Source organism: Rhizobium sp. BK316 (assembly GCF_014193695.1).
Lineage (GTDB): Bacteria > Pseudomonadota > Alphaproteobacteria > Rhizobiales > Rhizobiaceae > Rhizobium.
Window position 1 is genome coordinate 182,135 of sequence record NZ_JACHZR010000004.1, and the last position, 21,749, is coordinate 203,883.

The following is a 21,749-nucleotide window of genomic DNA, read 5'->3' on the forward strand; positions in this document are numbered from 1 at the left end:
TCTTCTTGTTCTTTGTGGTCTTGTTGTTGTGTCGAAGCTTGGCAGATTTGGCCGGTCTCGTCCAGCAGCCTCGTCGATGCGTCAGCCGGTCTTGCCGGCTTTGGCCGATGCCATGGCGATCTCGCCGATTTCGGCGAGTGTCACCTTCCGGAATTCCCGCTCCAGCGTCTGTTCGGCACTTTCGAAGGCGCGCTGCAGTTTGGCATTGGCGGCGCGCTCGACAGGGCAGGACGGGTGATCGTTGGAAAGTGGCGCATCAAGGATGGTTTCGCCCTGCAGGGCGCGTTGCACATCGAGAACGGTGATGTCTTTGAGCGGCCTTGTCAGCGACCAGCCGCCGCCGCGGCCGCCTTCGGATTCGACAATGCCGTATTGGCGCAGCGATGCCATGGTGCGGCGAACGACGACAGGATTGGTGTTGAGCATCTGGGCGATGCGCTCGCTCGTTTCCCGGCCGCCCAGCAATCCCATATGGACGAGAACATGGATCATCCGCGCCAGTCTTCCGTCTTGTCGCATCTGTGCTTCTCCATAGTGTAACAAATAGTGTTACGGTCTATTGACTCCTGTTTTCTGTAACGTAAAAAGATACGGAATAGAAGGTTCAACACCGTCCGGATGCGATTTTTCCGGGGGCGGCAGCCCTGATATCGAGGAGGCAGAGATGCAGCAGCGCATGATTGAAACCGCAACCTTGAGGATGAACATCTGCGAGGCCGGCCAGGGGCCGCTGGTGCTGCTCTGCCATGGGTTTCCTGAGACCTCATATGCCTGGCGCCATCAGCTCAGCGCACTTGCCGAGGCGGGTTTCCATGCCGTGGCGCCCGATATGCGCGGTTATGGCCGGACGGAAAGCCCCGATACGATCGGCGCCTACACGGTCTTCGATCTCGTGGCCGACGTGGTGTCACTTGTCGATGCGCTTGGCGAGGAAAAGGCCGTTATTGTCGGCAATGACTGGGGTGCAACGGTTGCCTGGCAGGCGGCGCTGATGCGCCCGGACCGGTTTCGCGGCGTTGTCGCCATGAGCGTGCCTCTCATGGGCCAGCCGCCCGTGCCGCCGACGAGGATCTTTCCGGCGACGCCGGATCACCTGCTTTATGTGCTCTACTTTCAGGAACCGGGAGTGGCGGAGGCCGAGTTCGAACGGGATGTGGAGTCTACACTGCGCAAGATCTACGCCGCCGCCAGCGGCGAGGCCGGTGCGCGGCTGCCGGGCGACGGAACGCCCAATCCCTTCGGCATGGTGTCTCGCGCCTCCGGCCTACTTGCCGATCTGCCGGAAAGCGAAACACTTCCCGGCTGGCTGCCGCAATCCGATCTCCAAATTTTTGTCGATGCATTCAAGGCATCGGGCTTTCGCGGCGGCCTGAACTATTACCGCAACCTCGACCGGAACTGGGAATTGCAGAAGGCTCTGACGGGGTTGAAGGTCGAGATCCCCTCGCTTTTCATGGCCGGCGAACGCGATACGGGCCTTGCAATCCCCGGCATGCGGGAGATTATCGCTACGATGCCGGCGCTCGCGCGTCGCCAGAGAACGACACAGTTCGTGCCCGGTGCGGGCCATTGGCTGCCGCAGGAGCAGCCGGACATCGTCAGCAGCGCAATGATCGATTTCGTGCGGGGTTTGTGACGGGCTCTCTTTTTTGAATCTACGCATCAGGCTTTCCGAAAATCGATTCGATTTTCGGGCAGATGCTTAGCGCCTGTCTTCCAGCATCGGGTCGAGAACGGCGATCAGTTCCTGGCTGCCGACTCGGCCGTCGGCGATTGTCTGGAAGATGCCGGGGCCGATGCTGCAAGGCAGATGCGGTTGTTAATCCCGCATCCGCAGCTCATCCGTCTGCATCTGCAGGGAACCCAGCGTTTCCAGAAAACTCATGCCGAGCAGGCTCTGGTCGAGCCTGCCATCTTCGGCAACCGTTGCTGCGACATTGCTGCGCACGATCGGGCCGATCGCCACCTGATCGAGGGTAACCGGGGCGGCGCGGGTGCGGCCGTTGGCGGTCATCACGGTCATGGAATAGGTGAGCTGTTTCGGATCTATGCCGATGCGCAGCGCATCCTCATGCGAGAGCGCCACCATGCTGGCGCCGGTATCGACCAGCATCGGCACGGACTGGCCGTTGACCGAGACCTCGGCTTCGAAATGGCCGTTCAGCATCTTGTGGACGATGACTTCCTGGCCGCCCTCGCTGGTCGTGACGACGACGGCGCGGCCTGGCACGAGGCCGGCTAGCAGACGGTTGCCGACACCGAGCGCATCCTGCCGGTAGAGATAGGCGGTGGCCAGCGCCAGGATGATGACGAGCCAGATCATGAATTGCCGCAGGGTCTGGCCTATGTTTCGACGGCTGCCCCAAATGCCGGCTGCCAGCATGAGGGCGATCGGCAACAGGTAGACGAAGCGGCCGAAATCGTCATTTGCCAGCCCGAAAATGCGGCTCTGGTCGCTGTTGAAGAGCAGGACGGCAAGGCCGATGCCGATGACGGCGAGCAGGAGGATGAGGCGCATCAGCCTGTCGTCTCCAGGATTTTCGTCGATTCGGAAGCAGGGGCGGCGAGGCGGGCGGGCAGATTTTCCATGATGGCTTCGCGCTCCTCGTCGGAAAAGCGCATCCAGCCGGCAATTTCATCCGTTGTGCGGCCGCATCCGGCGCAGAGACGAGTGAGAGGATCCAGAGAGCATACGCGGATGCAGGGTGTTCGCATGGGCGATATATCGGGATTTCAGAGGGCCATGGCAAGGGCGCAGAAGGCTGCGACCTCGCAAATCTGCTGGGTGGCGCCGAGCGTGTCGCCGGTGTGGCCGCCAAGCCTGCGGCGGATGAACCAGGTGAAGGCGAGAGCGGAAAGGCCTGCGCCTAGGAGGACTGAGACGAGCGGTTGAAGACCGAGCGCCGGCCAGATGAGGATTGCCGTCGCAAAACCTGCCGTGACGAGGGCGATCTGCATCGTCACCTCGGCGGGGCTTCCTGCGGAAGCCGCGAGCCCGTCCGGCTTCGCGGCGGGAAGGCGCTGCCAGTGCCAGGCGATCGCTCCACGGCTGAGGGCTGCAACGGCGGGAATGGCAAGCGCTGCGGCAAGGGGCGATGCTTCACGGGCAATCGCTGCAAGGGCCGACGCCCTGAGTGCGAAAGAGAGGATGAGGGCAATGGCTCCATAGCTGCCGATGCGGCTGTCCTTCATGATGATAAGGCTCTGCTCGCGCGATTTACCGCCGCCGATACCATCGGCCGTATCGGCAAGCCCGTCCTCATGCAGCGCGCCGGTCAGGATCGTCTGCACGGCGAGTGCCACGAAAGCCGCCATCAGCCGGTCGGTGCGAAACGCCAGCATCACGAGGAAAACGAGGGCGGGCAGGGCGCCGATGACGAGACCGGCAAGCGGGAAGACGCGGACCAGCCGGCCAAGCTTGCCGTCATAGCCGGCAAACAGCCATGGCGGTACGGGAATGCGGCTCAGGAAAGCCACGGCGCGCGCGGCATCGACCACGATGGCTTTTATCATTCCTGGGATCATTCTCCGCGGTCCCCCGTCTCTCCCCAGCGCCTATGTCTCCCTGCTGCTTTTGGCGTTGTTTGCTTTTTCACATTGTTCGCCTGAGCCGCTCGCTTTAAGAGAGTCGCCACGCTAACAACCCGATTTGCCGGGAAAAGACAAGAATACAAGGAAAGCCATTCAGATGAGCGTTTCAGGCCTGCCGTTCGACGATTTTCGCGCCCTTCTTCGCGACCTGCCGGGACCGGACGCCCGCGCATTGGTCGCCGCCCGCGAACGCGACGCGCAGCTGACGAAGCCGCCGGGTGCGCTTGGCCGACTGGAAGAGATCGCTTTCTGGCTCGCCGCCTGGACGGGCAAGCCGCCCGCCGTCAACCGACCGCTGGTCGCGATCTTCGCCGGCAATCATGGTGTCGTGCGGCAGGGCATCACGCCTTTCCCGCCGGAAGTCACGCAGCAGATGGTGGAGAATTTTGCGGCCGGCGGGGCGGCGATCAACCAGATCTGCGTCGCCTATGATCTCGGCCTGAAAGTCTTCGACCTGGCCCTCGATTACCCGACCGGCGACATCACCCAGGAAGCAGCACTGACCGAGCGCGACTGCGCCGCGACCATGGCCTTCGGCATGGAAGCGATTGCCGGCGGCACGGACCTGCTCTGCATCGGCGAAATGGGCATCGGCAACACGACGATTGCGGCTGCGATCAACTATGCGCTTTATGGCGGCACGGCGCGTGACTGGGTCGGTCCGGGCACTGGTTCGGAAGGCGAGATGCTGGAGCGCAAGATCGATGCCGTCGAGCGCGCCGTGGAGCTGCACAGCGATCACCTCGACGATCCCCTTGAGATCATGCGCCGGCTCGGCGGGCGCGAGATTGCTGCCATGGCGGGCGCTATTCTTGCGGCGCGCATGGAGCGTATTCCGGTGCTGATCGACGGTTATACGGCAACCGCTGCCGGCGCGATCCTGCGGGCGGCCAACCCGTCTGCGCTCGACCATTGCCTGATCGGCCATGTTTCTGCCGAACCCGGCCATCTGCGGGCCATCGAACAGCTCGGCAAGACGCCGCTCCTGGCGCTCGGCATGCGGCTTGGCGAAGGCACGGGTGCGGCGCTTGCCGCCGGTATCGTCAAGGCGGCTGCCGCCTGTCATTCCGGCATGGCAACTTTCAGCCAGGCCGGCGTTTCCGGCAAACACTAAGGCTTGAACTTCAGCTCACGGAAGCGGGGGCGAACTGTGGCAGGCCGGCTCCCGCCACCGGGGAAGGTGAAGTCCGCTTAGCGCACTGATCCATGGTCGACGCGGATCGGGATTGCGCCAACAACATATTCTGGGCCGGGTACGCGGGTGAAACGTCACCGTGCTCGACGCCCCGTGGCGCGTTTTCAGACGCCTTGACGTAAGATGCCCGGTATTGTCAGGATTTATTGACTTGGATCAAGGATCATCGGCGCGAAAAGCTCCAACATCCAACATATCGTCATAGCTTCATGGACAGTTCCATCGGAGGGCTATCATGGCAAATACGATCCTTCACCCCGGTCCCGAGGCATCGTCGTCGGCGCTCGTGCGCGTCTCTGTACCGGTGCTTGGCGCGACCCTTGCCGCTTTCGCAACCATCTCGTTCGTTCTATGCATGCTCCTCGGCTTCGTCGTTCCTGAATGGGGCCTGCACAGGCCGTGGCTGCAATTCTACCAGGGGCTGACCGGCTTCGATCTTCGCAGCCTGCTGCTGGGCATCCTTCAAAGCGTCATCTTCGGCGGCTATGCGGGTGCATTGATCGCCGCTATCTTCAATTTCGTCAGCCGTCGCTTCGGCTGATCACGGGAACGGAGCCGCACACATGGCCGCCGACCGCCGCAGGTTCGCTTTGATGAACGCAGCGCTGACCGTCCTGGTCGCGCTCGCGCTTCTGTTCGCGCCAACGGCAGGGGCGACGGCGATGCAGTGCCGCGAACGCCCTATTCACGTTCACTACGGCGTCGAGCAAAGCTTTGTGCAGAAAGACGTCAAAGCCTCGCTCCCGGGCAGTTTTCACACTCCCGATCATAAGAGCTGCTGCACCGTTTCGTGCGGCTTCTGCGTCGTCCTGATGACTATCGACAGAACGGAAGCCCCAGCAGCCAGGGGCTCCGTCCTCCATTTCGCATGGGGTGACCAAACCGGCAGCGGCCTGTCGCCCCCGCCCACGCTCGGTCCTCCTCGTCTTTCGGTCTGAGATGCCGAAGGCCGCTTTGTCGCGGCGCTCGGCCAGTTCCGCGGGCGCCGCAGGCAGCCCCAGACCAATGGTCGGCTTGCCGACCTGGAAGCTAGGATCAAATAGAATGAAACGCCGTGATTTTCTAAACGGCCTGACAGTCGGCGCAGCAGCGCTCGGCATGTCGGCTGCGCTCCGTCCTGTCAGCAGCTTTGCACTGGACGGCAAGTCTTCACCCGCACAGGAAGCGACACCCCGCATCCTCTCCATCGGCTACCGGACCATCGATGTCAAAGGCAGGTCCGCGCGCGTCTTCGGCCTCGTCCAGCCTGACGGCAGGCAGGGACTGGCGCTTGACGCCGGAACCGATTTCGACGTTGCCCTGTCGAGCGCCATCGACGAGCCGACCCTGATCCATTGGCACGGATTGACGCCGCCTTGGGACGCCGACGGCGTACCCGACAATCCGGCCGCACTCATCAAGCCGTCCGAAACCCGCCGCTACACATTCCCGGTCGGCACAGGCGGCACGCACTGGATGCATGCCCATACGCTGCAGGAGCAGAACCTGCTTGCCGCGCCGCTGATCGTGCGGACCGCCGAAGATTTGAAGCGTGATGAGCAGGAGGTCGTCGTCCTGCTCCACGACTTCTCCTTCCTGTCGGCGGAGGAACTGCTGACGAAGCTCAAGGGGAATGCCACACATGGCGCCATGGCCATGGGCCACGGCGCGATGCAGGGAATGGCCGGCATGCAGCACATGATGTCAGGCAATACCATGGCGGGCATGGCCATGCCGGGAATGGCGGCCATGGACATCAACGATATCGATTACGATGCCTATCTTGCGAACGACCGCACGCTCGACGATCCCGAGGTCGTCACCGTCGAGAAGAGCGGACGTGTTCGCCTGCGCATCATCAACGGTGCCACGGCGACAGCCTTTACCATCGATACCGGCGGCCTTGCCGGAGAGCTGGTCGCCGTCGACGGGCAGGGCGTGCAGCCGGTCGTCGGCACGGCTTTCCCGGTCTCTATGGGCCAGCGCCTCGATATCCGCCTTAGCCTTCCGAAGGACGGCGGGGCCTTTCCAATCCTTGCCCTGCGCGAGGGAGCCGCGGAACGGACGGGCGTCATCCTCGCCAGCGCGGGCGCTGATATCAGCAGGATTGCGGTCAAGGGCGAGGGGAAGGGGCCGCTTCTCGGACTGGATCTGGAACGGCGGCTGCGTCCCGTCGGCCCGCTGGTGATCCGCGCGGCAGACCGCCGCTTCGAACTCTCGCTGACGGGCGACATGGCGGCCTACACCTGGGGCATTGACGGGGCGGACGGTCTCGTCGTCAAGCGCGGCGAGCGGATCGAAGTCGGGATCACCAACATGTCGATGATGGCGCATCCGATGCACCTGCACGGCCACCATTTCCAGGTGATCGGTATCAACGGAACGCCAGTCGCCGGCGCGGTCAGGGATACGGTCCTGCTGCCGCCGATGACGAGCGTGGTCCTCGCCTTCGATGCCGACAATCCCGGTCGCTGGCCGCTCCATTGCCATCACCTCTATCACATGGCGACGGGCATGATGGCCTATGTCACCTATGACGGCGTCGGCTGACGCGGTCCCCCGGACCGCGAGGCCTTTCCCGAACTCCCTCGAACGAGGCATCCTCATGAACGACAACCATTCCTCACCGGCCTGGAGTACCTATAGCAGGACCGTTTTCATTGCCTTCGCTGTGATCGCCCTAGGACTCGTTGCCTATGAGCATCGCGTGCACCTCCTTGGCATCCTGCCCTGGCTCCTCATCCTGGCCTGTCCGCTGATGCATCTGTTCATGCATCACGGTCACGGTGGTCATTCCGGACACTCCGGTCACGGCCATGCCGGCCATGGGACCGGCACCGTACGGCAGAAGGGAAGGGAGGCAGGCGATGTCTGACACCTCAGCCTATGGACTCTGGAGTTTGGTGATCATCAATTCCGTGGTGTTCATCATCTTTGCCGCCAGCTTCACGAGGCTCGAAACCAAGCTGGACTGGCGTTCGCTCGGCGCCTTCTCCGCTTTCATCGTCGCGCTCTTCACGGAGATGTACGGCTTCCCGCTGACCATATACCTGCTGTCCGGCTGGCTCGGGCGGTATTTCCCCGGCGTCGACTTCTGGTCGCATGATGCCGGTCACCTGCTGGAGATGATGTTCGGCTGGCGGGTCAATCCGCATTTCGGGCCGTTCCATCTTGCGAGCAACATCCTGATCATCGCCGGCTTCTGGCTGCTCGCTTCGAGCTGGCATGTGCTCTACGCCGCACAGCAAGAGCATCGCCTGGCGACCACTGGACCATATGCCCGCGTCCGGCATCCGCAATATGACGCCTTCATCGTGATCATGACGGGATTTCTGCTGCAGTGGCCGACGCTTGTGACGCTCGCCATGTTCCCGGTTCTGGTCTGGGTCTATGTGCGGCTTGCGAAGCGGGAAGAGGAGGCCTCCAGGGCGGAGTTCGGAACGGCGTGGGATGTGTACGCCAGAACCGTTCCGCGCTTTATCCCAAGGCTTGGCCACGGCGCAGGCGCCGCCGGAAGCCATCGGGGAGGGGCGATTCATGACTGATCACCACGCTCATGAGGGTCATGCCCATGGTCATCACCATCACGATGAAGAGAAGCCCGCGGCAAAGGCGGGTGTCGGGGCGACGCCTGGGGAAGGTGTGATCTACACCTGTCCGATGCATCCGCAGATCAGGCAGATCGGCCCCGGCACCTGCCCGATCTGCGGCATGACGCTGGAGCCGGAGGTCGCTATGGCCGAGACGGGGCCAAGCGCCGAGCTCGTCGACATGACGCGCCGGTTCTGGATCGGCCTCGTCCTGACGCTGCCGGTCCTCGCACTGGAGATGGGCGGTCATCTCACGAACCTGCATATGCTGCTCGGCGCGCAGCTTTCGAACTGGATTCAGCTTGTCCTGGCAACACCGGTCGTGCTCTGGGCGGGATGGCCGTTCTTCGAACGAGCCTGGGCCTCACTCGTCAACCGTAGCCTCAACATGTTCACGCTGATCGCGATGGGAACGGGCGTGGCCTGGATCTACAGCGTCGTCGCAACGGCCGTGCCCGGCATCTTTCCGGACACTTTCCGCGCCGCCGATGGCTCCGTCGCGATCTACTTCGAGGCGGCCTCCGTCATCACTGTCCTCGTGCTGTTGGGGCAGGTGCTGGAACTCAGGGCGCGGGAGCAGACCGGCGGCGCCATCCGGGCGCTGCTCGATCTTGCGCCGAAGACCGCCCGCCGCATCAGGGACGACGGTTCGGATGAGGACGTCGGGCTCGACGTGGTTGTCGTCGGCGACCGCCTGCGGGTGCGGCCGGGCGAGAAAGTGCCGGTCGACGGTGAGCTCATCGAAGGCCGAAGTTCCGTTGACGAATCCATGATCACAGGCGAATCCATGCCGGTCACCAAGGAGGTCGGCGCCAAGCTGATCGGCGGCACGCTCAACCAGAGCGGTGGCTTCGTCATGAGGGCTGGCAAGGTCGGGCGCGATACCATGCTCTCCCAGATCGTGCGCATGGTTGCCGACGCCCAACGCTCCCGCGCACCGATCCAGCGCCTGGCCGACCAGGTCTCGGGCTGGTTCGTTCCGGTGGTGATCCTCATCGCCGTTGCCGCCTTTATCGCCTGGGGCATCTGGGGGCCGGAACCGCGCTTCGCCTATGGCCTCGTCGCGGCTGTCGCCGTGCTGATCATCGCCTGCCCCTGCGCCCTCGGCCTCGCCACGCCGATGTCGATCATGGTCGGCGTCGGGCGCGGCGCCAGCATGGGCGTCCTCATCAAGAACGCCGAGGCGCTGGAGCGCTTCGAGAAGATCGACACGCTGGTGGTGGACAAGACCGGCACGCTGACGGAGGGCAGACCGAAGGTCACGGCGCTGAAGACCGTCGGCGGCTTCGACGAGGTTGAATTTCTGAGGCTGGCCGCCAGCCTTGAGCGCGCCAGCGAACATCCTCTTGCCGCGGCCATTGTCGCCGCGGCCAAGGAAAGGAATCTTGCGCTGGGCGAGGCTCGCGAGTTCGACAGTCCCGTCGGCAAGGGGGTTACCGGCACGGTCGACGGCAAAAGGCTCGTCATCGGCAGCCACCGGATCATGAGGGAAGCGAGTGTCGACCTCTCGGCCCTCATGGCGGAGGCCGAGACGCTGCGCGGCGAGGGGGCGACGGTGATCTACGTCGCCATCGACGGCAAGGCAGGCGGCCTGATTGCGATCGCCGACCCTGTCAAGGCGACCACGCCCGAGGCGCTGCGCTCGCTGAAGGAGGAGAACATTCGCGTCGTCATGCTGACGGGAGATAACAAGACGACAGCGCAGGCGGTGGCGAGAAGGCTCGGCATCGAGGAGGTCGAGGCGGAGATCCTGCCGGAGGACAAGGGCAAGGTGGTCTCACGGCTTCGACGCGAAGGACGCGTCGTCGCCATGGCCGGCGATGGGGTCAACGACGCCCCCGCACTTGCCGCCGCTGACGTCGGCATCGCCATGGGGACAGGCACCGACGTTGCGATCGAGAGCGCCGGCGTCACCCTGCTGAAGGGCGACCTGCAGGGCATCGCCCGGGCGCGCAAGCTCAGCCACGCGACCATGAGCAACATTCGCCAGAACCTGTTCTTCGCCTTCATCTATAACGCCGCCGGCGTGCCCGTTGCCGCCGGCGTGCTTTATCCAGCCTTCGGGCTGCTGCTCTCGCCGATCATCGCGGCGGCCGCCATGGCGCTCTCTTCGGTCAGCGTCATTGGCAACTCGCTGCGACTTCGGCGCACGTCGATCGACTATAGCATCGGCCCGAAAATCGGAATCGATTTTCGGAAAGCCTGATGCGTCGATTCAAAGAGTTAGAGCGTCCTTAGTGCGTCCGAATGGACGCACGGCGCTCTAGGTGTCTGGCGGCGCGTCCGCCTGCCACTGCCACGACATTCGAATCCGTCCTGCTCCGCTTCAGGAAGCAGGCGTGGGTACTGACCAAGCCAAAGGAGAAACGACATGAGAATGACGAGCATTCCAAACGCGGTCCTGCTGGCCGCGCTGATCGCGATCGGCGGACCCGGTTCCGCCTTCGCGCAGACGAACGAGACGGATTCCCATCATCCCTTGAACGTATCACAGGCGGCCCCGCAATCGGGAATGGGGGGCATGATGGGACAAGGCCAGGGAGGAATGTCGGAAGGACAGGGCATGATGCCTGGCGCAATGATGGGCGGGAACATGATGCAACGCGGCATGATGGGCGGCGGGATGCCGATGATGCGCGGGTTCATGATGAAGGTCATGTTCGCGATTGCCGATACCGATGATGACGGCTCGCTGTCCTTCGAGGAAGTGACGGCCATCCATAAGCGGATATTCGACGCCGTGGACGCGAACAATGACGGCAAGGTCACGCCGGAAGAGATACGGGCGTTCTGGCTGCCATAGGCTCCGGTTTGGATTATCCGATGCTTGAACAGGAAGAGCGGCGGAGGCTACCTGCCGCTCTCGGGCGGACACCTATGTCCGGCCGGTGCATTGCTTGCGCTTGGACCGGGGACACGATATCTGCGTATGCGCTCATGAATGAAAGCGCCGGCGCAAGGATCGGCGCGGAAGAATCGAGGCGCCGTTGACGCAACCTGGGACGAAACCTGCCGTGACCAAGGAGACGGGCTTTCGCCATTTCATGGCTGCGGCCGGCTATTCCTGGGCCGGATTCCTGCGGGTATTCCGGGAAGCGGCCTTCCGGCAGGAGCTCGGCTTCTTTGTCGCGGCGATGATCATGCTTCTCCTCGTCGGCGCCGATGCCACGGAATTCGTCGTCACGACCCTGCTCTTCCTCGGGCTTTTTTCCATCGAGGCGATGAATACGGCCGTCGAGGAAGTGATCGACCGGATTTCACCGGAGATTTCCATCGTCGGCAAACATGCAAAGGATCTCGGCTCCTTCGCCGTGACCTGCATGATCGCCGCCTGCTGCCTTTACCTCGGCTTCGTCATCTGCAGGCACTTATTCTTCTAAAAGCATTAGATCGCGAAAGATGCTGCTTCGAGCACCGCACTTTCGATTGTCCAAGGCATGGCCTTCAACAAGGCAGATATCGCGCCGGAGATATCTACCGAGATGCCTCCAGGTGGCGGTCGTCAAGCAAAATGCTCAGCCATGCCTGGGACGCTTTGTCTGCTCCTGAGCCGCCGATATGGCAGTCGTCATAACGGTCATCTTCGGTGAGGAGGGCGTCGGTATTGACACCCTGGCGAAGACCATTGCCGCTCTTGGACAGAGCCCGTTGCGCATGGACAATTGGGTTTTCCGGTATGTGGACCTTAAACCCGCCGTTGCTCGGCTCCAGGCATTTCGAGGCGATGGTGATGTAAACGGGCGCATTGACGTCCTGTCCGCGCAGGGTATCGACCATTGAAAGAAATCTATCCTCATAATCCGGCGCGCTTGTACCCATGACCAAATCGGCTTCCCCCTGCACCCAGATGACATCAGTGGGGCGATATCCCACTCGTTTTAGTCGTTTTAAGGTATCGACCAGCTCGCCATTGAGGTCACCCCCTTTTGCCCATCGCGCGACCTCGGATCCAGAATAGGCCAGCGGTGCGATGACGACTTTGTCGTATCGACCAGACGCAATCAAAGAGTTGCCAAGCGATGTCCAGTATTCACCTTTTGTATCGGTCGCTCCAAGTAACGGTGATGCTGCAATAAAGCAGCGGCTGTCAAAGGCGTTGATAACTCTGTCACCGTAAGCCGATCTATGCCGTTGGCCGCCGTCATTTGCAGCGTTGGATTGTCCGAGAACCAGCAAAACTGCAGTGCGATCGGTCTGTATCGGACATGGTACGGCAGTCTTTGTCTCATCAGCGATGAGGCGATGATTGTCGTCGAACCCGTAGCGACTTGGTGATGGGGGTTCGGTTCCAACGACCTGTTGCTTCACCGCCGAGAGTTGCGGCCATGGAAAGATGTCGTGCCTCGCACTCATGCCGCCAAGGACGTACAAGGCAAGCAGAGCCATCAAGCCCAAAACTACTCGCTTAACCATAGCGCTACCCTTTACTCAATGACAACAAACATTCGTGGCCCAGGGACGTACTGGCGACCGTGCCTTTCCTCGACTTGAAATAGATTTGGCGCTCAAGTGGTAGTCACAGTGACCGCACAAACCAAAGCCTTCGCGCGCGCCAGAATCGAAAGCGCGCTATTCGCCGTTCCTTGCAAATGCTGAAGCGCACGATGTCGCCGCTCTGGATAGGTTTTCAAAAAACAAATCCAGCCAATTCATGTCGTGCGTGAGTCTTGCCAGACTATAGACGCGACTGAGGATTACAATTACGCCGATAGTATTAGTAGTCACACTTATGGATGACAGGGAGTGTGAATACATAAAATGGCGCGGGCAGGTGTGATCGAGAGTTTTCTCACGTGATAGACGAAGAGGATGTCGTGACTACGATGGCTTGTCGACAATGAACCTGTATCTCAATTCATGGTCACCGCATGCCGTGCTAATGTCTGGCGCTCTGTGAGCGCCGCCGCATCGTCTTTCGAAGAAAAACGGAAATGCTCCAGAGAAGGAAGAGCATCAGGCGAAGCTCTTGCGCTTCTTGGCGACCGGCTGGGCTTCTTCCACGGCCGGGATGCTCTGCAATACGCGTTTGGCCGGCAGGATGGCGATGACTTCGGTGCCTTCGCGCAGCTTGGATTTCAGGATGAACTGGCCGTCATGCTTGGCAAGGATCGCCTGGACGATCGGCAGGCCGAGGCCGGTGCCCTGTTCGGCGCTCTTGATGGCGATCGAGCCCTGACCGAAAGCCGACAGCACGACCGGGATTTCGTCTTCGGGAATGCCGGGGCCGTTGTCCCTGATCGAGATGTACTGGCCGCCGCCGGCCGTCCAGCCGACCTTGACGTTGATTTCTCCACCCTGGGGCGTGAATTTAACGGCGTTGGAAAGAAGATTGAGCACGACCTGGCGCATGGATTTCTCATCCGCCCAGATTGCCGGTAGCTGGCGCTCGACCTGATCGTGGATGGTGATGTTCTTGGCGCGTGCCCGAAGTTGCACCATGCCGATGCAGTCTTCGGTGATATCGAGCAGCGAGATCGCCTCTTCACTCAACTCGTACTTGCCGGCTTCGATGCGCGAGAGATCGAGGATTTCGTTGATGAGATCGAGCAGATGCTGGCCGGAGCGATGGATATCGCCGGCATATTCCTTATAGGTCGGATTTGCGAGCGGCCCCATGACCTCCGCCGACATGACTTCGGAGAAGCCGAGGATGGCATTCAGCGGCGTGCGCAGCTCATGCGACATGGAGGCGAGGAAGCGCGACTTGGCGAGGTTTGCTTCCTCGGCGCGGCGGCGGGCCTCGTCGGACATGGATTTCGCCACTTCCAGCTCAGCGATCAGATCATCCTTTTCCGACTGGAAGGAGAGGATCCTCAGGCTGAACTGGAAGAGCCGGTCGCTGATGTAATTGAAGAAGACCACCGTCGTGGTGAAAACCGCGGCCAGGCAGAGTTCCAGGATATCGCCTGACAGGCCGCTTTTTGCGGCAAGCGCCACGACGGCAGGCGCGAAGCCGACGAGTACGGCGGGCGTCAGCATGAAATTCGACATGGTCGTGACCGACAGTGCGATCAACAGGCTAGCGCCCTTGTAGAGCGTGAAGCTCGAAGGTTCGCAGGCCGAACAGCTCTGCAGGGCAAAGATCGCCCAGCAGCAGCCGATCAGGAACTGGCCGCCCAGCAACAGGTTGCGCCAGCGGCGCACAGTCTCTGCGGTAATTTCCCGCTTCCGGGCGCGGCGGGCCAGAAGAATATTGACGGCGTGACAGGTCAGCGTCAGCAACGCCCAGAAGAACAGGCTCGCATCCTCGGTGAAATAGGTGCCGAGTGCTGCGACGATGATGATGAAGAGCGGCATGATCGCCGCGCCCTGCAGCACTGCAGTAATATACATCTGCAGCACGTCACGGTCGAAAGCGGAGCTGGAGGCATGGCCGGACTGCAGGCGTTCGCGCGTCTGCCGCACGGCCTTGGAAACCGCCTTGTTGCGGTGGCCGCGCGATTTGTCGACAATGATCTTGTCGGTCGATGTGCTGACGCCGGTACTCATGTGCACGTTGAAATTTGTCCCGCAGATGAATAAGAGCTTAACCGGAAAGTCTTAAGAAGATGTTTGCCATCTTTGCCAAGGGTTTGTTTTGCAAGGAGGCAAAAGCGTGGCACGGCTTCTTGTGTTGACCCGAGACGGTGCAACCGCGCTGGCTTTTCTTGCTCTCGTTGCATTAATTGCGGCCAAGCTTAATGACAGGCCCGACATCCGGCACCGGGGCGCTTTTCACGCCGCCGATGGCGACAGCCTCGTTCTCGATGGCGAGCGCATGCGGCTCGATGGCATCGATGCCCCGGAACTGTCGCAGACTTGCGAGCGGGCCGGGCAGGACTGGGCGTGCGGCAGGCAGGCCCAACACACGCTGCAGCAGCTGGTTTCCGACAACAGTACGCAATGCGGCGGAAACGAGCGCGATCGCTACGACCGGCTGCTGGTCACGTGCCAGAACAATGCCGGCAATATCAATGCGCGCATGGTGGCCTCCGGGATGGCGGTTTCCTATGGCAGCTACCGGCAGGAGGAAGGGCAGGCGAGGGCGCAAAAGCTCGGGCTCTGGGCCGGCCGTTTCGAAATGCCGCGCGATGTCAGGGATCAGGCCCGGCATGAAAGCTCGGGTTTGCAACGGCTGATCGGCGAATGGACGGGATGGTAGTGAACGCTGCATCGAACGAGGAGCGGCTGGACGGGCTGCGGGCCGAGATTGCTGCCTGCCGGATCTGTCGCGATGCGCCGCTGCGCGGGATCGAGGACCGGTTGCCGCACGAGCCGCGGCCGGTTGCCGTCCTCTCGTCGCGCGCCCTTGTGCTGATCGCGGGTCAGGCGCCGGGGTTGCGCGTGCATGAAAGCGGGCTGCCATTCGACGATGCTTCCGGCGACCGGCTGCGGCAATGGTTGCAGGTGGACCGGCCGACTTTTTACGACCAGGATCGATTCGCGATCGTGCCGATGGGCTTCTGTTTCCCGGGTTATGATGCCAAGGGCAGCGACCTGCCGCCGCGGCGTGAATGCGCGCCAATCTGGCGGGAGCGCGTGCTTTCGGCCATGCCGCAGATCGAGCTGGTGCTTGCCGTCGGTGGTTATGCCCAGGCTTGGCACATGGGCGCAGCGAGGCGCGAAAAAATGACCGAGACGGTGCAGGCCTGGCGCAGCACTCTCACCGTACCGGGCAAGCCTGCCATTCTTCCGCTGCCACATCCGAGCTGGCGCAATACGGGCTGGCTGAAGCGGCATCCTTGGTTCGAAGAAGAGCTGTTGCCGGAACTGCGCCGGCGAATCAAAATGCTTGTCTTCTGAAACAAAATTCTTTTCGTCAGCCGGAATCGCGCTATACAGAGAAAATAAATTCGAAAGGGACTTCGTTTCGCATGGACCGCCTCGACCGGAAGATACTGCGCCTGCTCCAGGAAGATTCGACGCTCGCCGTTGCCGACCTTGCCAAGAAGGTCGGGCTTTCGACGACGCCATGTTGGCGGCGTATCCAGAAGATGGAGGAAGACGGCGTCATCAAGCGCCGCGTGGCGATCCTCGATCCGGAAAAGGTCAACACCAAGGTGACGGTCTTCGTGTCGATCCGCACCGCGACCCATTCGATCGAGTGGCTGCGCCGCTTCTCCGAGGTCGTGGCGGAATTCCCCGAAGTGGTCGAATTCTACCGCATGAGCGGCGACGTGGATTATCTGCTGCGCGTCGTCGTGCCCGATATCGCCGCCTATGACGCCTTCTACAAGCGGATGATTGCCAAGATCGAGATTCGCGATGTCTCGTCTGCCTTCGCGATGGAGCAGATCAAGTATTCGACGCAGCTGCCGCTCGACTACATGCTTCTCGAAAACGCCAAGTCCAACGAGGACTGAACAGGGCAGGCGCCTTGATACAGCGCACGTGATTTCGGGCAGGCGCGAGCGAATCGCGTCGCTCCGGCGAGAGAGCGGAATCTCACGGTAGACAATCTGCGCAGGGGGACTCAGGAATTCATCCGTGAGTTCCAAGAGTGCTCATGAAGCACAAGCAACTTGACGGCGGCGCGAAACCTTTCCAAATTGTAATCTTCCTGTCATGGAACTATGCGAATTCCACGCGTGTCATGAACTGGCCCTGACGTTGGGAGGCGCAGATGGTGGTTCAGGAGGGTGGTCCGGGGGGTATCTGGGACACTTTTTATAATGTCGGTGCAGCGCAATATCTCGCGGTACACGATTTTTTTGCGCCCTTGGCGAAACGTTTAAGCAACGCAAAAACGCGTGCCTGTGGTTGTTTATACAACACAAAGTAGGTCCCAAATCGATTGATGGTCGCTATCTGCACCATTAGGTTCGATTTCAGGACACCATGTCCTAATCTCCGATCTTTATATGGTCCTTAGCCGGCGCTATAGCTCGGTTGCTTCGCGAAATTGTTCGAGCTTTGCTCCATTTTTGCGGTGCTTTGGGAGGATCAGTTCGGCCGCTTGCGAGAACCACCGGTTATCGCGGCGGCATTCGTGCGTTAACTATCCAGCTCCTTGAAATTGTTGTATAAAAACCACGCTTGGCGCAGAAAGCATGCTCCGGCTGTGGGTTGGTACGGTTCACGAATTGCTACAGTCAGATGTCTGTGGGATGAACGTTCGGCGGTTCGATCGATCCGCACGCCGTGAGGCTGTTCAAACGGGTCGGCTTTGGATCTTCGGAGACAGAGTGAAAGTCCCGATCGACAAAGGAGTGGAATTCTACAATGAACATCAAGATGGTATTGCTTGCGTCGGCAGCAGCATTTGCTGCATCGACCCCGGTACTCGCAGCAGACGCAATCGTTGCTGCCGAGCCGGAGCCGGTTGAGTACGTTCGCGTCTGCGACGCTTACGGCACCGGCTACTTCTACATCCCGGGCACGGAAACCTGCCTGAAGATCGAAGGCTACATCCGTTTCCAGGTTAACGTCGGCCCGAACGCCGGCGGCGACAAAACCACCAACGACTCCAGCTGGGATGCTGTAACCCGCGGTCAGGTTCAGTTCACGGCCAAGAGCGACACCGAATACGGCCCGCTCACCGGCGTGATCGTTCTCCAGGCCAATGCGGACAACGCGTCGTCGCAGTCGACGATCCTTGACTCCGCTTACCTTGACGTCGCGGGCTTCCGCGCTGGTCTCTTCTACTCCTGGTGGGACGATGGTCTCTCCGGCGAAACGGACGACATCGGCTCCAACGTAACGCTGCATAACTCGATCCGTTATCAGTACGAAACCGGTTCCTTCTACGCTGGCCTCAGCGTCGACGAACTGGAAGACGGCGTCTACCAGGGCACCTTTGCTACCGCCGCCGATGGCACCACCGTCTTCACTGCGGACGATGGTCCGAACAACGTCGGCGTTGCCTTCGGCATCGGCGGCACGGCTGGCGTCTTCAGCTACCAGGTCACCGGCGGCTGGGACTTCGACAACGAAGACGGCGCAATCCGCGCTATGGGTACGGCTGAACTCGGCCCGGGCACGCTCGGCCTCGCTGTTGTCTACTCCAGCGGCCCGAACTCCTACTACTCGGCGGCTGAATGGGCAGTTGCTGGCGAATACGCCATCAAGGCAACGGACAAGCTGAAGATCACCCCCGGCGTTCAGTACTACGGCAACTACTTCGGCGGCAGCTCGAATGTTCCGGAGAACTTCGACGGTCTCGGCGATGCCTGGAAGGCTGGTCTGACGGTTGATTACCAGATCGTCGAAAACTTCTACGCCAAGGCTTCGGTCCAGTACCTGGATCCGGAAGATGGCGACGACGTAACCACCGGTTACTTCCGTCTGCAGCGTGCGTTCTAATCTGAGCGACGGATCCCCCGGCTTCATGCCGGGGGTCTCCCAACCCATGAGTTTCTGATCAGAATGACCTCCGATCAGCAACGAGGGACTGGTCCGGTTTTCCCTGCTGGGCCAGTCCTTTGCAGTTGAAAACCGCTGAGAAGCCAGGAGCGCCGCCACGCTCGCCGGTTTTATTCTGTCAGCAGGTTTTCCTCCGGAATTTTCCCTGATATCGAGCACATTTAAAAGCTATCAGCGTATTCGTTCCCTCCGACTAATTGCGCCAATTTTATTGCGCGATACCCACGCTGTCGTTGCGCAGTCATCATCCTGAAAAGCGCACCTCTGGATCGGTTTCATTTTCCCGGAATCAGTGCCGATAATGTGACTGTAACGTGACAGATGACACGATATAAGCCTTTGGAGAGCTTGGCATTCATTACTACTCTCGGGTAGGTTTCGATTATGGACGATCTTAATGATTACTTCTATTTTGCAGCCGTCGTCTCTAGTGGTGGGTTTGCCGCCGCAAGTAGAACCCTGAAGATACCCCGTTCCAAACTCAGCAGGCGCGTCGGCCGGCTGGAGGATAGCCTTGGCACAAGGCTGATCGAACGATCCACGCGTCACTTCCGGGTGACGGAGATCGGCCAGGCCTTCTACGAGCAGTGCCAGACGATTCTGAGGGAAGCCGATCGCGCCAAATCGATCGTGACGGAAGCCCAGTCCGATCCGCAGGGGATCGTGCGCATGGGTTGCCCGCTTGGTCTCGTCGATATTTCGCTCGGCGCCGTCCTGCCCGAGTTTCTGGAGCGTTACCCCAAGATCAAGCTGCAGATCATCGGCTCCGACCGGCGTACCGACCTTATCAACGAGCGTATCGATGTCGAAGTGCGGGCGGCCAACGAGCCGGAAACGCAGACGAGCCTGACGATGCGCAAGCTCGACCGGGCGCGGCGCATTCTTGTCGCCAGTCCCTCGCTTGTCGAGCGCATGGGCGAACTCGGCTGCGTTGACGATCTCGGCAATGCGCCGACACTCGCCATGACCACCTGGATGTCCTTCCATACCTGGGAACTGGTCGGTCCAGGCGGCGAGAAGAAGGTGGTGCGCCACCAGCCGCGGCTCACCTGCCGCAGCATGACGGCGATCCTCGATGCCGCACGCGCCGGTGTGGGCTACGGGCTCATTCTCGAACATGCCTGCGCGGCGGATATCCAGTCCGGCCGGCTGGTTCGCGTGCTGCCGGAGTGGCAGACGGTGGAGAGCCAGTTCTATCTCGTCTTCACCACGACCAAGGGCATGCCGCCGGCGGTGCGGGCGCTGATCGATTTTCTGGTCGAGAAATCCAAGCTGCATCAGATCGTCACGACAAATGCGGCGATTGCAGCGCAGTAGGTTTAAAGCGCAGCGCGCAAAAGTGTGCGCGGTTTTGCCATAACGACACGCGTAAAAACAAGGACCCAAAGCACGGCGAGCGAATCTTGGAGATCGCGACGTGCTTTAGAGGCGGGCGAGCAACTTTTCGCCCGTCAATTCCCTGACAGCATCCTTGCCGATCCAGCGGGCAGTCTTGTCAGTACTTGCGGCAAGGCGTTCGGCAAGGGCCAGCGCCGGAGCGTGGCAGGCACGGTTGCGCTTGCCGATATTGCGGAGCGCCCAGTTGACCGCCTTGCGGACGAAGTTGCGCGGGTCTGTCGCCTGGGCTTCGATCAGCGGCAGGTAGGCAAGCAGGCTTTCGTCTGAGTCCGTCTTTCGGTGCACGGCGGTACCGGCGATCATGGCGAAGGCGGTTCGCCTGACGAATTCCCGCTCGTCGGCGGCAAAGTCCGGGATGAGTGAGTAAAGCTTCGCCTCGACGAAGAGGTCGGCGGCGCAATCGACGATTTCCCAGGAATTGAAGTCGGCGGCGAGGGCGCTGGCTTCGGTGGCCGTCAGCCTCTTCGGCTCAAACGTATAGAGTGCCAGCATGCGCGCTTCGCGGATGCCGCTTACCCAGAGCTCTTTTGCCCTGATGTGATCCTTCTTTGCCAACCGGGCGATCTTCTGCAGATCGGGATTGGAAATGCCGATGGCGGTGTCAGTGACGATGCCGAAACGCGCCATGCCGGCGATATTGTTCTCGGAGCGCAGCGTCTGCAGATGCGCGATCAGTTCCGCTGCGCTCGAAGAAGAACCAATCATCTTTTGGAGCCGGTCATTTTTCGAGGCGGGCCAGCAACGAGGACGTATCCCACCTGTTGCCGCCAAGCGCCTGGACATCGCCGTAGAACTGGTCGACGAGGGCCGTCAGCGGCAGCCTGGCGCCGTTGCTGCGGGCTTCCGCCAGCACGATGCCGAGATCCTTGCGCATCCAGTCGACGGCGAAGCCGAAATCATATTTGCCCTGGTTCATGGTCTTGTGGCGGTTTTCCATCTGCCAGGAGCCAGCCGCGCCCTTGGAGATGACGTCGACCACCTTTTCGATGTCGAGGCCGGCGCGCTTGCCGAAATGCACGGCTTCGGCGAGACCCTGGACGATGCCGGCAATGCAGATCTGGTTCATCATCTTGGTGAGCTGGCCGGACCCTGCCGGCCCCATGAGGCCGACCATGCGGGCATAGGCGTCGATGACGGGTCTTGCCTTTTCGAACGCGGCTTCATCGCCGCCGCACATGACGGTCAGCACGCCGTTTTCAGCGCCCGCCTGGCCGCCGGAGACGGGAGCGTCGACGAAATCGACACCCTTTGCCTTGGCAGCCTCATGGAGTTCGCGGGCGACTTCGGCGCTTGCCGTGGTGTTGTCGATCAGCACGGAACCGGGCTTCATCGTCTTCAGCACGCCGTTTTCGCCCGTCGTTACCGAACGTAGATCGTCGTCATTACCGACGCAGACGAAGACGAAATCGCAGCTGGCAGCGGCTTCAGCCGGAGTGGGGGCGGACTTGCCGGAGAATTTTTCGGCCCAGGCGGCGGCTTTTTCGGCCGTGCGGTTATAGACGGTGACGTCGTGGCCGCCCTTTGTCTTCAGATGGCCTGCCATCGGGAAACCCATGACGCCGAGACCGATGAAAGCGACTTTCGCCATATGCTGTTCTCCATGACCGCTTGCAAACAGGCTCCGAGGATTAGCGGAAACGGCTGATGACGGAAAG

23 protein-coding genes are annotated in these 21,749 nt (G+C 61.2%); 15 read left to right on the forward strand and 8 right to left on the reverse strand.

Translation table 11 applies throughout. The features are described from left to right. Window positions 1–81: 81 nt before the first annotated feature. The gene (locus FHT87_RS19705) at window positions 82–519 is read right to left on the reverse strand and encodes an Rrf2 family transcriptional regulator (protein ID WP_183804447.1); all 438 of its coding nucleotides are present in this window, start codon (window positions 517–519) and stop codon (window positions 82–84) included. A gap of 145 nt (window positions 520–664) precedes the next feature. On the opposite strand from FHT87_RS19705, the gene FHT87_RS19710 reads away from it, so the two are divergent. After that, a complete protein-coding gene (locus tag FHT87_RS19710; protein WP_183804449.1) occupies window positions 665–1,636 on the forward strand; it encodes an alpha/beta hydrolase in 972 nt (323 codons plus the stop codon). 183 nt (window positions 1,637–1,819) lie between these two features. Here the strand turns inward: FHT87_RS19710 and FHT87_RS19715 are convergent, their stop codons facing one another. The 3 genes from FHT87_RS19715 to FHT87_RS19725 are packed head-to-tail and all read right to left on the reverse strand — an operon-like array spanning window position 1,820 to window position 3,513. Next, complete coding sequence (locus FHT87_RS19715; protein WP_183735089.1) at window positions 1,820–2,521, reverse strand: TIGR02281 family clan AA aspartic protease; 702 nt, start codon at window positions 2,519–2,521, stop codon at window positions 1,820–1,822. Next, entirely contained in the window at window positions 2,518–2,715 is a 198-nt protein-coding gene (locus FHT87_RS19720) for a DUF1289 domain-containing protein (protein WP_183734777.1), read from the reverse strand. The genes FHT87_RS19715 and FHT87_RS19720 overlap by 4 nt, the downstream gene beginning before the upstream one ends. 18 nt (window positions 2,716–2,733) lie before the next feature. Further along, on the reverse strand, window positions 2,734–3,513 hold the full coding sequence (locus tag FHT87_RS19725; RefSeq protein WP_183734778.1) for an adenosylcobinamide-GDP ribazoletransferase: 780 nt from the start codon (window positions 3,511–3,513) through the stop codon (window positions 2,734–2,736). A gap of 175 nt (window positions 3,514–3,688) precedes the next feature. Here FHT87_RS19725 and cobT point away from each other — a divergent pair, with 175 nt between their 5' ends. From cobT to FHT87_RS19770, 9 genes are all read left to right on the forward strand, one after another. Next, window positions 3,689–4,705, forward strand: a complete 1,017-nt coding sequence (gene cobT, locus FHT87_RS19730) for a nicotinate-nucleotide--dimethylbenzimidazole phosphoribosyltransferase (RefSeq protein ID WP_183734779.1) — start codon at window positions 3,689–3,691, stop codon at window positions 4,703–4,705. A gap of 316 nt (window positions 4,706–5,021) precedes the next feature. Then, window positions 5,022–5,327 carry a hypothetical protein gene (locus FHT87_RS19735; protein ID WP_183734780.1) on the forward strand — a complete coding sequence of 102 codons (306 nt, stop codon included), beginning with the start codon at window positions 5,022–5,024 and terminating at the stop codon, window positions 5,325–5,327. A 22-nt stretch (window positions 5,328–5,349) separates the two neighbouring features. Further along, window positions 5,350–5,724: a hypothetical protein gene (locus FHT87_RS19740; RefSeq protein WP_183734781.1), complete on the forward strand. Its 375-nt coding sequence runs from the start codon at window positions 5,350–5,352 to the stop codon at window positions 5,722–5,724. Between the two features lie 106 nt (window positions 5,725–5,830). Then, a complete protein-coding gene (locus FHT87_RS19745; protein WP_183734782.1) occupies window positions 5,831–7,315 on the forward strand; it encodes a multicopper oxidase family protein in 1,485 nt (494 codons plus the stop codon). Window positions 7,316–7,370: 55 nt separating this feature from the next. Continuing rightward, window positions 7,371–7,640, forward strand: coding sequence for a DUF2933 domain-containing protein (locus FHT87_RS19750; RefSeq protein WP_183734783.1), 270 nt, complete (start codon window positions 7,371–7,373; stop codon window positions 7,638–7,640). Then, window positions 7,633–8,310, forward strand: a complete 678-nt coding sequence (locus FHT87_RS19755) for an isoprenylcysteine carboxylmethyltransferase family protein (protein ID WP_183734784.1) — start codon at window positions 7,633–7,635, stop codon at window positions 8,308–8,310. The genes FHT87_RS19750 and FHT87_RS19755 overlap by 8 nt, the downstream gene beginning before the upstream one ends. Continuing rightward, entirely contained in the window at window positions 8,303–10,561 is a 2,259-nt protein-coding gene (locus FHT87_RS19760) for a copper-translocating P-type ATPase (protein ID WP_183734785.1), read from the forward strand. Before FHT87_RS19755 ends, FHT87_RS19760 begins: the two co-directional genes overlap by 8 nt. Window positions 10,562–10,726: 165 nt before the next feature. Beyond that, entirely contained in the window at window positions 10,727–11,158 is a 432-nt protein-coding gene (locus FHT87_RS19765) for an EF-hand domain-containing protein (RefSeq protein ID WP_183734786.1), read from the forward strand. A 241-nt stretch (window positions 11,159–11,399) separates the two neighbouring features. Next, window positions 11,400–11,735: a diacylglycerol kinase gene (locus tag FHT87_RS19770; protein WP_183805050.1), complete on the forward strand. Its 336-nt coding sequence runs from the start codon at window positions 11,400–11,402 to the stop codon at window positions 11,733–11,735. 94 nt (window positions 11,736–11,829) lie between these two features. Here FHT87_RS19770 and FHT87_RS19775 read toward each other — a convergent pair whose 3' ends face one another. Next, the gene (locus FHT87_RS19775) at window positions 11,830–12,768 is read right to left on the reverse strand and encodes a sialate O-acetylesterase (RefSeq protein ID WP_183804451.1); all 939 of its coding nucleotides are present in this window, start codon (window positions 12,766–12,768) and stop codon (window positions 11,830–11,832) included. Between the two features lie 540 nt (window positions 12,769–13,308). Beyond that, window positions 13,309–14,844, reverse strand: a complete 1,536-nt coding sequence (locus FHT87_RS19780; protein ID WP_183805052.1) for a HAMP domain-containing sensor histidine kinase — start codon at window positions 14,842–14,844, stop codon at window positions 13,309–13,311. A gap of 106 nt (window positions 14,845–14,950) precedes the next feature. On the opposite strand from FHT87_RS19780, the gene FHT87_RS19785 reads away from it, so the two are divergent. From FHT87_RS19785 to FHT87_RS19805, 5 genes are all read left to right on the forward strand, one after another. Further along, window positions 14,951–15,496, forward strand: coding sequence for a thermonuclease family protein (locus FHT87_RS19785; protein ID WP_183804453.1), 546 nt, complete (start codon window positions 14,951–14,953; stop codon window positions 15,494–15,496). After that, complete coding sequence (locus FHT87_RS19790; RefSeq protein ID WP_183804455.1) at window positions 15,490–16,137, forward strand: uracil-DNA glycosylase family protein; 648 nt, start codon at window positions 15,490–15,492, stop codon at window positions 16,135–16,137. Before FHT87_RS19785 ends, FHT87_RS19790 begins: the two co-directional genes overlap by 7 nt. 71 nt (window positions 16,138–16,208) lie before the next feature. Further along, complete coding sequence (locus FHT87_RS19795) at window positions 16,209–16,697, forward strand: Lrp/AsnC family transcriptional regulator (RefSeq protein WP_007816294.1); 489 nt, start codon at window positions 16,209–16,211, stop codon at window positions 16,695–16,697. An 859-nt stretch (window positions 16,698–17,556) separates the two neighbouring features. Continuing rightward, entirely contained in the window at window positions 17,557–18,636 is a 1,080-nt protein-coding gene (locus tag FHT87_RS19800; RefSeq protein ID WP_183734792.1) for a porin, read from the forward strand. 444 nt (window positions 18,637–19,080) lie between these two features. Then, on the forward strand, window positions 19,081–20,013 hold the full coding sequence (locus FHT87_RS19805) for a LysR substrate-binding domain-containing protein (protein ID WP_183804457.1): 933 nt from the start codon (window positions 19,081–19,083) through the stop codon (window positions 20,011–20,013). A gap of 105 nt (window positions 20,014–20,118) precedes the next feature. On the opposite strand, the gene FHT87_RS19810 is transcribed toward FHT87_RS19805, so the two are convergent. Together FHT87_RS19810 and FHT87_RS19815 are read right to left on the reverse strand one after the other, a co-directional pair. Next, window positions 20,119–20,799, reverse strand: coding sequence for a DNA alkylation repair protein (locus FHT87_RS19810; protein WP_183804460.1), 681 nt, complete (start codon window positions 20,797–20,799; stop codon window positions 20,119–20,121). Between the two features lie 13 nt (window positions 20,800–20,812). Continuing rightward, window positions 20,813–21,682, reverse strand: coding sequence for an NAD(P)-dependent oxidoreductase (locus FHT87_RS19815; protein WP_183804463.1), 870 nt, complete (start codon window positions 21,680–21,682; stop codon window positions 20,813–20,815). Between the last annotated feature and the right edge of the window lie 67 nt (window positions 21,683–21,749).